The organism is Curtobacterium sp. MCLR17_040, assembly GCF_003234735.1.
GTDB classification, from domain to species: Bacteria; Actinomycetota; Actinomycetes; order Actinomycetales; family Microbacteriaceae; genus Curtobacterium; species Curtobacterium flaccumfaciens.
This window is the reverse complement of record NZ_QKTE01000012.1, coordinates 95,066-106,435: the sequence shown is the minus strand read 5'-3', so window position 1 is coordinate 106,435 and position 11,370 is coordinate 95,066. Positions and strand designations below refer to the sequence as shown.

The following is an 11,370-nucleotide window of genomic DNA, read 5'->3' as shown; positions in this document are numbered from 1 at the left end:
GCTATCGTCAGCAGGTGCCCCGCCCCACCCCCGCCCGCCCGCGGTCCGTCGACCGCCGGACCGCCGTCCTCGCCGCGCTCACGCTCGTCGCGTTCGGCGTGGCGGCGACCGCCCGGGTGCTGGTGGACGTGACGACCTCTGCCGCAGCGTCGCCCGCCCGGTACGCCACCGCCGCGATCGCCCCCGAGTCGTGGAACGGCTTCGACACCGCGAACGTCATCGCCGCTGTCGGGGCGAGCTGCGCCGGCGCCGGGGTGCTGCTGTTCGGTGCTGCGCTGGTGTCGGCGGTGCGGCGTGATCGCGGCCGCCGGCTGGCGCTGGCTCTCGCGGTCGTGACGCTCGCGATGGTGGTCGGTGCCGTGGTCGCCGGGGTGGCCTCCGGCGAGCAGACCGACTTCGACGCGGCTGCCCACTGGGCCATCCTGCGGACCGCACTGGCGGGACTGGCCGCAGCGAGCCTCCCGGCCCTCTGCCTGGGAGCCCTGCGGGCCCGCGCCCGCCGGACCGGCTGAACCGGCGCTACTTCTTCTTCTCTTCGACGTCGCCGGAGAGCGCCGCGATGAAGGCCTCCTGCGGGACCTCGACCCGACCGATGGTCTTCATGCGCTTCTTGCCCTCCTTCTGCTTCTCGAGGAGCTTGCGCTTGCGGGTGATGTCACCGCCGTAGCACTTCGCCAGGACGTCCTTGCGCATCGCGCGGATGCTCTCGCGGGCGATGATGCGGGCGCCGATGGCAGCCTGGATCGGCACCTCGAACTGCTGGCGCGGGATGAGCTTGCGCAGCCGCTCGGTCATGAGCGTGCCGTAGGCGTACGCCTTGTCTCGGTGCACGATCGCACTGAAGGCGTCGACCTGGTCGCCCTGCAGCAGGATGTCGACCTTGACGAGGTCGGCGGCCTGGTCGCCGGTGGGCTCGTAGTCGAGCGACGCGTAGCCCTGGGTCTTGCTCTTCAGCTGGTCGAAGAAGTCGAAGACGATCTCGCCGAGGGGCATCTCGTAGCGGATCTCGACGCGGTCCTCGCCGAGGTACTCCATGCCGAGCAGGGAGCCGCGGCGCTGCTGGCAGAGCTCCATGATCGCGCCGACGTAGTCCTTCGGGGCCAGGATCGCGGCGCGGACCATCGGCTCGCGGACCTCGACGATGCGCCCGGTCGGGAACTCCGAGGGGTTCGTGACCTCGGTCACGGCGTTGTCCTCGGTCGTGACCTCGTAGATGACGCTCGGGGCCGTGGTGATGAGGTCGAGGCCGAACTCGCGGGACAGCCGCTCGGTGATGATCTCGAGGTGCAGCAGCCCGAGGAACCCGCAGCGGAAGCCGAAGCCGAGCGCGACCGAGGTCTCCGGCTCGTAGACCAGTGCGGCGTCGGAGAGCTTGAGCTTGTCGAGCGCCTCGCGGAGCACCGGGTAGTCGCTGCCGTCGATCGGGTACAGGCCCGAGAACACCATCGGCTTCGGGTCCGTGTAGCCGGGCAGCGCCTGGGTCGCGGGCTTCTGCGCGCTCGTGACGGTGTCGCCGACCTTGGACTGGCGGACGTCCTTCACACCGGTGATCAGGTAGCCCACCTCGCCGACGGACAGCCCCTTCGTGGGCTTCGGCTCCGGGCTCGAGACCCCGATCTCCAGGATCTCGTGCGTCGACTTGGTCGACATCATCTGGACCTTCTCGCGGGGCGAGATGGTGCCGTCGATCATGCGGACGTAGGTGACGACGCCGCGGTAGCTGTCGTAGACCGAGTCGAAGATCATCGCGCGGGGCGCCGCTTCGGCGTCGCCGACGGGGGCCGGAACACGACGGACGACCAGGTCGAGGAGCTCGGGCACCCCGACGCCGGTCTTGCCGGACACCCGGAGGACGTCCTCGGGCTTGCCACCGATGAGCTGTGCGAGCTCGGCGGCGTACTTGTCCGGTTCGGCCGCCGGGAGGTCGATCTTGTTGAGGACCGGGATGATCTCGAGGTCATTCTCGAGCGCCAGGTACAGGTTCGCGAGCGTCTGCGCCTCGATGCCCTGGGCGGCGTCGACGAGCAGGATCGCGCCCTCGCAGGCGGCCAGGGAGCGCGAGACCTCGTACGAGAAGTCGACGTGCCCGGGGGTGTCGATCATGTTCAGCGCGAAGGTCTCACCGTCGAGTTCCCACGGCATGCGCACGGCCTGCGACTTGATCGTGATGCCGCGCTCGCGCTCGATGTCCATGCGGTCGAGGTACTGCGCACGCATCGCGCGGTCCTCGACGATGCCGGTGATCGACAGCATGCGGTCGGCCAGCGTCGACTTGCCGTGGTCGATGTGCGCGATGATGCAGAAGTTGCGGATCGCGTCGGCCGGGGTCGCTGCGGGCTCCAGCGGTGCGGATGCTTGTGGGCTCACGGTTCCTCAGGTGGGTCGGACGGTCGCAACAGTCTCCCACGCTTCACCCGACCTGGAGGCACGGCGCGCGTCCGCCACGCACGGTGCGCGTTTGGTGCGCGTTCGGTGCGCCCTCGCGCCGGCGTGCTGGACCTCGCACGGTGCGACGTCGGCGGGTCCGTGCGCAGTCGACCGCCCGGTGACCGGATGCTGCGCGGCACGGGGCGAGCAGCCTCGCACCAGGTGGAGGACCACGCACCGTGCGCCGTCCTGCCGACCGGCACCGGGCCTCCTGGCCGTGTGGACCGCGCGTCAGACGGTCGCGTGCGCCGGAGCCGGCAGCGCGCCCAGGCCCCCCCGGAGGTCGTCCGCGGTGGCTGCGAGGCACACGCGGATCCACCCCTCGCCGGTGCGTCCGAAGGCGCTGCCCGGCGCGACGGCGACCCGCTCACGCTGCAGGAACCCCAGCGCCCACTCGGCGATGTCCCCGTCGGACGCGTGCGACATGTCGATCCACAGGTAGAACGCTCCGCGCGGGTCGAGGTACCGGATGCCGCCGGCGTCGAGCGTCTCCTTCGCGACCTCGAGGTTCGCGCGGTAGTGCTCCCGGGCGTCGCGCACCGCGGAGTGGTCCCCCACGATCGCCGCGAGGGCCGCGTACTGGTCGGGTTCGGCGACGCAGCTGATCATGGCCTCCTGCGTGGTCCGCATCGTCGCGCCGAGCCCCTTCGGCGTGACGAGGTAGCCGACGCGGACGCCGGTCATCGCGTACGTCTTGCTGAGCGAGAACGCCGAGAACACGCGGTCGTCCTCGTCGAGCGCCGCCAGGCTGACGTGGCGGGTGCCGTAGGTGAAGTACTCGTAGACCTCGTCGCTGATGACCCAGAGGTCGTGCCGCTTCGCGAACGCGAGGAGCGCACGGAGGGTCTCCTCGCCGAACACCGAACCGAGCGGGTTCGACGGCGAGTTGACGATCAGCACCCGGGTGCGTTCGGTGACGCTCGCCTCGAGGGCCTGCAGGTCGGGCTCGAACCCGTGCTGCGGCTCCAGCCGGTACGGCACCGGGGTCGCCCCGATGATGTGGGCGTTCATCGTGAAGGTCGTGTAGCCGGGGTCCGGCACGAGCACCTCGTCGCCCGGGCTCAGGGTCAGCGTCATCGCCTGGAACAGTGCCTGCGTCGCACCGATCGTCATCCAGATCTGCTCGAGGTCGGCCTCGATCCGGTTCTCACGGCGGAGCTTGTCGCGGACGGCTTCGCGGAGGGGCGCGATCCCGCCGTTCGGGGTGTAGCCGGTGCGGTCCTCGGTCCAGGCACGACGGGCCGCCTCGCCGATGTGCGCCGCCACCGGGACGTCCGGCTCGCCGATCACGAGCATCGTGACGTCGGTGCCGCTCGACTGCAGCAGGGCTGCCTGCTCGAAGACCCTCCGGATGCCGGAGGCGGGCACGGTGTCGATGCGCGGTGCGAGGGAGGGCATGTCCGTCACGGTATCCGGTGCGTGTTGCCGTGGGGTTTCGGCGCGGTCGGCCGCGGGCTTCCGCCGATCCGGCGGTGTTTCGTGCTTTGGTGGCAGCCCGCTTGCCTGGTAGTGTTGGTGGCTGGCTTCCGCGTTCCCCGCCCACGGGTGGAACGCGATGCGACCAAGGGCCCCTCTACCCTGCGGTCGCGCCCACCCGTACGAGACGAGCAGGAGCAATTCATGGCGAACATCAAGTCGCAGATCAAGCGCATCAAGACCAACCTCAAGGCCACCGAGCGCAACAAGGCCTACAAGTCGGAGCTCAAGACGCACATCCGTCGTGCCAACGACGCCGTCGCCGCCGGTGACAAGGACAAGGCCGTTGCTGCCCTGGCCCTCGCGTCGAAGAAGCTCGACAAGGCCGTGAGCAAGGGTGTCATCCACAAGAACCAGGCCGCGAACCGCAAGTCGGCCATCGCGAAGAAGGTCTCGTCGCTCTGACGTCCTGACCCTTCTGGTCCGAAGGCCCCGCACCATTGGTGCGGGGCCTTCGTCGTGTGTGGGGGGCGCTGCGCGCGTGGGCTCTCGAGTGAGCAGAAGACGACGAGTTCCCCGGGATCACACGTCGTCTTCTGCTCACTCGACGACGCGGGACAGGCGCGGGACAGCCGGGAGGCCCGACTCGCCTCAGCGGGGTTCGCCGCGTCGGGCGATGGTGCGGACCATGACCTCGAGCGCGTAGTGCGCGTCGCGCGAGCCACCCTTCACCGCGGTGTCCGCCTCGGCGATGCTGATGATCGCGTTGGCCAGCCCGGACTCGCTCCAGCCGGCGACGTCACGCTGCGCGCGCTGCACCTGCCACGGCGCCATGCCGAGCGCCGAGGCCGCCTGCCCGCTCGGGCCCCGGAAGGCGCTGACCTTCGCCATCGTGCGGATCTTGCTCGCGAACGCGGCGACGATCGGCACGGGTGCCTCGCCGGTGGCCAGGGCGTGGCGCAGCTCGACGATCGCCGGTGCCGACCGGCCCGCGAGCGCGATGTCGGCGACCTTGAACGCGTTCGTCTCGACGCGACCGCCGTAGTACTTGTCGACGACCTTGTCGGTGATCTCCTCGGCCTCGTCCGCCAGGAGCTGTCGGCACGCGGCGGCGAGTTCGGCGAGGTCGTCGGCGAACGCGGTCACCAGGGTGCGGACGGCGGAGGGCGCGATCCGGCGTCGTGCGGCGCGGAACTCGGCGTTCACGAAGTCGATGCGGTCGGTCTCGCGCTTGAGTTCGTCGCACAGCACCTCGACCCCGCCGCCGACACCGCTGCGGATCGTGTCGAGGAGCTTCTTGCCGCGGACACCACCCCCGTGCCGGAGCACCAGGGTGACGTCGTCGGCGGGGGCCTGCAGGTACGAGATCGTCTCGGTGATGAAGGCGTCGGTGCACTTCTCGACGTTCGTGACCTGCACGAGTCGCGGCTCGCCGAACAGCGACGGGCTGGCGAGGGTCGCGAGGAGCCCGGGGGCGTACTGGTCGGCTTCGAGGTCGTGCACCTCGAGCGCGGGGTCCTCGCCCTGCAGCAGGTCCTTCAGCACACCGCGGGCGCGGTCGGCGAGGAACGCTTCGGGTCCGGTGATGAGCACGACGGGCGCCGGACGGATCCCCGACCAGGGCACCTGGTCGATCTTCGCTGCGGCGCGCGCGGGCTTCTTGGCGGCCATGTGGTCCTTCCGGTGGTGCCGGCCCGGACGGTGCCGGGTCGAGTGGTGCACCGTCGATCCTACGGGCGGCCGCCGACGACGAGCGCTCCGTCCACACCCGCACCTCGTCGCTGCCGGACCGGGCGAGCACCACGGTGCCGAGCTCGTCGGTGCGGAGCGGCAGCGTGCCCGCGGCCTCGAGCATGCCGAGGGCCGATGCCGTCGGGTGTCCGTAGGTGTTGTCCGCGCCGACCCCGATGAGCCCGACCCGCGCGGCGAGCCCTCGGTAGAGCTGCGGGTCCTGGTCCGCCGAGCCGTGGTGCGCCACCTTCACGACGTCGATCGGCCCCACCGGCAGCTCCCCGGCGTTCCGGAGCCGACGCTGCGACGACTCCCCCAGGTCGCCGAGGAACACCCCGGTCAGGCACGCCGGACAGGCGTCTCCGTCCGCCGGCCCCGTGACCAGCACGATGCTCGCGTCGTTGCCGGCGGCACGGTCGCCGACCAGCGGCCACACCACGCGCCAGGCGAGCGGCCCGAGGGTGCCGGAGACCCGGTCGTCCGCCGTCCGCACGTCGACACCGGCACGTCGGAGGTCGTCGACCACCCGTTCGTCTGACGCACGTCCGACGGGTCCGACCAGGGCGGTCTCGACGGTGCCGGCCACCGCGCCCACCGCGCCCACGTGGTCGCGGTCGAAGTGCGTCAGGACGAGCAGGTCGATCCGGGTCACCCCGAGCAGGTCCAGGCACGCCCGGAGCCGTTCCTCGTCGTCGCCGGTGTCCACGAGCGCGACGGCGCCGTCGCCACGGAGCAACACGGCGTCCCCCTGCCCGACGTCGCACGCGGCGACCGACCAGTCCCCCGGTACCGAGCCCCGGACGACGAGCACCGGGACGGTGACCGCTGCGACACCGACCACGACCACGACCCCCGCGGCGAGCAGCAGCCGGGAGCCGAGCCGCCCCCGGACCAGTACGGCGATCGCGATGCAGCCACACACGAGCACGGCGGCGGCCACACCGAGCACACCGGCCGGCCAGGGTGCCGAGGCGTACGGCAGGGCGGCCGCCCCGTGTGCGATGCCCCCGACTGCGGTGGCCGGAACCCACGCGACGGCCGCGAGCCCCTGCGCGCCCACCGGCCACACCGGAGCGAGACCACACGCGGCGAGCCCGACCACCGTGACGACCGGCGCGAACGGCTCCGCCAGCAGGTTCGCCGGCACCGCGTAGGTCGGGAGCGCCGCCGACAGCGGGATCGTCACCGGCCAGCACGCCACCTGCGCCGCGACGGGGATCGCGAGTGCCGCGGCGAGCGGCGGCCACACACGACGCGCCAGGAGCTCGGTGAGCGGCGGGCCGAGCACCACGATCCCGCTCGTGGCGAGCACGGACAGGGCGAACGCGAACGACCGGGCGAACCAGGGGTCGACGACGAGCATGCCGACCGCGGCGAGGGCGATGAGCGGGACGCCCCGTACCGGTCGACCGGCCAGGTGCACGACGAGCACCACGATCGCCATCACCGTCGCCCGGACGATCGAGGGGTCGGGCCGCACGAGCACGACGAACACCAGGAGCACGCCGACGGCCGCCGCCGCTCGGGGGCCTCTCGGTAGCCCGCAGGCACGGCCGAGGACCACGACGAGGCCGACCACCACCGCGCAGTTCGCCCCGGACACCGCCGTCAGGTGCGTCAGCGCCGAGGTCTCCATCGCTGCCTCGGTCATCGGGTCGAGGCCGGAGCGGTCCCCGATCGCGAGTCCGCGCAGCAGTGCCGCTCCGGGCTGCGGCAGGTCGGCCGTGGCCCGCACGAAGGCCTGTCGCGCGGTGTCGGTGGCGCCGAGCAGTCCGTCGGGCGGCACCGACGACGGCGTCCCGCGCTCGAACGCCACGAACGCGGTCGCCGATCCGGGTTCGTCCGGCTGCACGGCGGCGGTCACGGTGACCCGGGCACCGGCTGCCAGCACGGCTCCCGGTGCACCGCCGTGCTGGTCGGGGACGAGCCGGATCGGCACGCGGAGCCCGTCGAGCTCGTCGGCGCGCACGAGCGACGCGGTGACGGAGCGGTCACCCGGCACGAGGTCGCGGGTCAACACCGCCTCGACGTCCACGCGCCCCGCCCCCGGACCGGCGACGAGCGTACGGAGCGGCTCCGGAGCCCGCCGGGACTCCCCCACGGTGACCGACACCGCGAGCAGCGTCGTCAGGGCCCCCGCGACGAGCAGCAGCCCGGCGACGGCCGGTACGACCCCGGTCCCCCGACGCCACCGGAGCACGATGCCGCTGACGCCGGTCAGGATCGCCGCGGCCCCACCGACCACGGGTGCCACGTCGGGCACGCCGATGAGCAGGGCGGTCGCGATCCAGGCGGCGGCGACGGGCACCGCGACCCGCAGGTCGATCGCACTCGGCGCGAGCTGCACCGTCGCCCCTCAGACCCGCACGCGATCACGGAGCTCGGCGAAACGCACGTCGCCGATGCCGCTGACGTCGAGCAGGTCCTCGACCGCGGTGAACCGGCCGTGCTCGTCACGCCAGGCGATGATGCGCCCGGCCAGCCCCGGTCCGATGCCGGGCAGGGTCTCGAGCGCGGTCTGGTCGGCGGTGTTCAGGTCGACGACGGCGGCCCCCTCTCCCCCGGAGCCCCCAGCGCCGCTACCGCCCCCGCTCCCGGCTCCGGCGGTGGCAGTCGGCCCGGCGGCAGCACCGTCTGCCATCGGCCGGAGCGCCTCGGGCACCTCCTGTTGCCCGACCCGCGGCACGTACAACCGCTCGCCGTCCGTCAGCACCCGGGCCAGGTTCAGCCGGTCGAGGTCGGCGTCATCGGTGGCCCCACCGGCACGTTCGAGCGCGTCACCGACCCGGCTCGATGCCGGCAACTCGACCACACCGCTCCGCCGCACCGCCCCGAGCACGTGCACCACGACGCGCCCGGCACCAGGAGCGGACGGAGCAGCACCGGCAGACGCACCAGCCGCCGGCGACGGGCCGCCCGACGCCGCACCGGCCGTCGGCGCCCCACGCACGACGACCCCGCCCGCACCCCCGGGACCGCCACCACCCGACACGAGCGCCCCGACGAGCACCACGAGGACGGCGACCACCACCACGACAGCCACCAGCACCACGGCGGCCCGCGGTGACAGCGCGAGACGGGACCACCAGGGTCCGGGAGACGACGGGGACGACATGCCCCGAACGCTACGGAGCCCGGCCGATCGGCCGGGCTCCGGAGTTCACACCCGTGGACGGGTGCCGCGAACGCCCCTGCTGTGAGGGACGACGCCAGCGACGGTCGCTACCCCTTGATGGCGATGTTCACGAGCTTCGGCGCCCGGACGATCACCTTCACGATCTCGCGGTCACCGATGTACCGCTGCACGTTCGCCGACGACCGTGCGAGCTGCTCGAGCTCGTCCGCCTCGATCGACTTCGACACCTCGAACGAGTCACGCACCTTGCCGTTGACCTGCACGACGGCCGTCAGGGTCTCCTGCACGAGCAGCGTCGGGTCGGCCTTCCGCCAGCCGTACGTGGCGACGGTGGCCTCGTAGCCCAGCCGCTCCCACATCTCCTCGCCGGTGTACGGCGCGAAGACGCTCAGCCCGAGCGCGATGGTCTCGACGGCCTCGCGCACGGCGGGGTCACCGGCACCGGGGCCGCTGTCGATCGCCTTGCGGGTGACGTTGACCAGGTCCATCAGTCGCGCGATCACGACGTTGAACTTGAACGACTCCATCATCCCGGGGGCGTCGGCGAGGAACCGGTGTGTGACCTGGCGGAGAGCCCGGTCGCCGTCGGCCCACACGACGTCGCGTGCGGACGTGACGTCGAGCGCCAGGCGGTACGCCCGCGCCAGGAAGCGAGCCGAGGCGGACGGGGAGACGTCCTCCCAGTTGATGTCGTCCTCCGGTGGGCCCGCGAAGCCCATCACCAGGCGGATCGCGTCGACGCCGTTCGCGTCGAGCTCGTCGCCGAGCGAGACGCCGCCCTTCGACTTCGACATCTTCGAGCCACCGGACAGCACCATGCCCTGGTTGAGCAGCGCCGAGAACGGCTCGGTGAAGTCGAGGTACCCGAGGTCGAACAGGACCTTCGTGACGAAGCGGGCGTAGAGCAGGTGCAGGATCGCGTGCTCGATGCCGCCGATGTACTGGTCGACCGGAGCCCAGCGGCGTGCGGCTGCCGGATCGAACGCCTGGGTGTCGTCGTTCGCCGACAGGAACCGCAGGAAGTACCACGACGAGTCGACGAAGGTGTCCATCGTGTCGGTGTCGCGGAGCGCGGGCGTGCCGTCGACGGGGTTCTGGACGTTCACCCAGTCGGTCGCGCCACCGAGCGGGGACGTGCCCTTCGGCTTGAGGTCGAGCCCCTCGGTGTCGGGCAGCACGATCGGCAGCTGGTCCTCGGGCACCGGGTGCTCGGTGCCGTCGGCACCGTGGATGATCGGGATCGGTGTGCCCCAGAAGCGCTGGCGCGAGATGAGCCAGTCACGCAGGCGGTAGGTCTTGGCGGCACGGCCGGTGCCGCGCTCCTCGAGCAGCGCGATGGCAGCGGTGATGGCGTGCTGCTTCGACATGCCGTCGAGCGGCCCGGAGTTGATCATCCGGCCCTGACCGGTCAGCGCTTCGCCGGTGGCGACCGGGTCGAGGGTCGGCACGTCGAAGTCGTCGAGCGTCGCGCCCTCGGGGATGACCGGGATCGCGCCGGTGACGGCGGCGTTCGTGTCGACGACCACCTTGACGGGCAGGTCGAACGCCCGCGCGAAGTCGAGGTCGCGCTGGTCGTGCGCGGGCACGGCCATCACGGCGCCGTGGCCGTAGTCGGCGAGCACGTAGTCGGCGGCCCAGATCGGCAGGCGCTCCCCCGTCAGCGGGTGGATCGCGGAACGGCCGAGCGGCACGCCGGTCTTCGGACGGTCGGCGTTCTGCCGGTCGATCTCGGACGTCTTCTGCGTCGCCGTCAGGTAGGCGTCGAAGTCGTCACGGACGGAGGCCGGCACCGACGGGTCGGCGACCAGCGAGGCAGCCAGGTCGGAGTCCGGCGCGACGACCAGGAACGTCGCCCCGTGGATCGTGTCCGGACGGGTGGTGAAGACCGTGACGGGCTCGTCGCGGCCCTCGATCACGAAGTCGACGTCGGCACCGACCGAGCGGCCGATCCAGTTGCGCTGCTGCGCGATGACCTTCGCCGGCCACCGCCCCTCGAGCTGGTTCAGGTCGTCGAGCAGCCGGTCGGCGTACTCGGTGATCTTGAAGTACCACTGCGTGAGCTTCTTCTTCACGACGACGGCGCCGGAGCGGTCCGAGGTGCCGTCGGGCAGGACCTGCTCGTTCGCGAGCACGGTCTGGTCCACCGGGTCCCAGTTGACCCAGCTGTCCTTGCGGTACGCCAGGCCCTTCTCGTACATCTTCAGGAACAGCCACTGGTTCCACTTGTAGTACTCGGGGTCCGAGGTGTGGATCTCGGTGGTCCAGTCGAACGACGGCGCGTAGCGCTTGAAGGACGCCTTCTGCTGCTCGATGTTCGCGTAGGTCCAGTCCTTCGGGTCCACCCCGCGCTTGATCGCCGCGTTCTCGGCGGGCAGCCCGAAGGAGTCCCAACCGATCGGGTGCAGCACGTTGAAGCCCTGCTGACGCCAGTAGCGCGCGACGAAGTCCCCGAGCGCCCAGTTCTCGGCGTGCCCCATGTGCAGGTCGCCGGACGGGTACGGGAACATCTCGAGGATGTACTTGCGCGGACGGGTGTCGTCGAGGTCGGTGGTGAAGAGCCCGAGCTCTTCCCAGCGGGGCTGCCACTTCTCCTGGATACGACGGAAGTCGTAGGCGTTCGGGTCCTCGGCGTGCTGCTCGGTGGTCACGGTCGTCAACGA

At 71.6% G+C, this 11,370-nt stretch carries 7 protein-coding genes and 1 pseudogene; 2 read left to right on the top strand and 6 right to left on the bottom strand.

Annotated elements, in window-relative coordinates:
* Nucleotides 1-512 (top strand): hypothetical protein (locus DEJ01_RS11810; RefSeq protein WP_220038685.1); only part of this gene is annotated, 512 nt, incomplete at its 5' end.
* A 7-nt stretch (nucleotides 513-519) separates the two neighbouring features.
* On the opposite strand, the gene lepA is transcribed toward DEJ01_RS11810, so the two are convergent.
* Both lepA and DEJ01_RS11800 read right to left on the bottom strand, forming a co-directional pair.
* Nucleotides 520-2,367: a translation elongation factor 4 gene (gene lepA / locus DEJ01_RS11805; RefSeq protein ID WP_017886664.1), complete on the bottom strand. Its 1,848-nt coding sequence runs from the start codon at nucleotides 2,365-2,367 to the stop codon at nucleotides 520-522.
* A gap of 291 nt (nucleotides 2,368-2,658) precedes the next feature.
* On the bottom strand, nucleotides 2,659-3,825 hold the full coding sequence (locus DEJ01_RS11800; protein WP_111093064.1) for a pyridoxal phosphate-dependent aminotransferase: 1,167 nt from the start codon (nucleotides 3,823-3,825) through the stop codon (nucleotides 2,659-2,661).
* A 222-nt stretch (nucleotides 3,826-4,047) separates the two neighbouring features.
* On the opposite strand from DEJ01_RS11800, the gene rpsT reads away from it, so the two are divergent.
* Nucleotides 4,048-4,308: a 30S ribosomal protein S20 gene (gene rpsT, locus DEJ01_RS11795; RefSeq protein ID WP_017886662.1), complete on the top strand. Its 261-nt coding sequence runs from the start codon at nucleotides 4,048-4,050 to the stop codon at nucleotides 4,306-4,308.
* Between the two features lie 186 nt (nucleotides 4,309-4,494).
* Here the strand turns inward: rpsT and holA are convergent, their stop codons facing one another.
* The 4 genes and pseudogenes from holA to leuS all read right to left on the bottom strand — a co-directional run bounded on the left by holA (nucleotide 4,495) and on the right by leuS (nucleotide 11,358).
* Nucleotides 4,495-5,514, bottom strand: a complete 1,020-nt coding sequence (gene holA / locus DEJ01_RS11790) for a DNA polymerase III subunit delta (RefSeq protein WP_027465301.1) — start codon at nucleotides 5,512-5,514, stop codon at nucleotides 4,495-4,497.
* A gap of 625 nt (nucleotides 5,515-6,139) precedes the next feature.
* Nucleotides 6,140-7,309: pseudogene (locus tag DEJ01_RS18575) on the bottom strand (ComEC/Rec2 family competence protein); the annotation flags it as partial.
* 621 nt (nucleotides 7,310-7,930) lie between these two features.
* On the bottom strand, nucleotides 7,931-8,689 hold the full coding sequence (locus DEJ01_RS11775) for a ComEA family DNA-binding protein (RefSeq protein ID WP_111093062.1): 759 nt from the start codon (nucleotides 8,687-8,689) through the stop codon (nucleotides 7,931-7,933).
* A gap of 107 nt (nucleotides 8,690-8,796) precedes the next feature.
* Nucleotides 8,797-11,358: a leucine--tRNA ligase gene (gene leuS / locus DEJ01_RS11770; protein WP_111093061.1), complete on the bottom strand. Its 2,562-nt coding sequence runs from the start codon at nucleotides 11,356-11,358 to the stop codon at nucleotides 8,797-8,799.
* Nucleotides 11,359-11,370 lie beyond the last annotated feature (12 nt).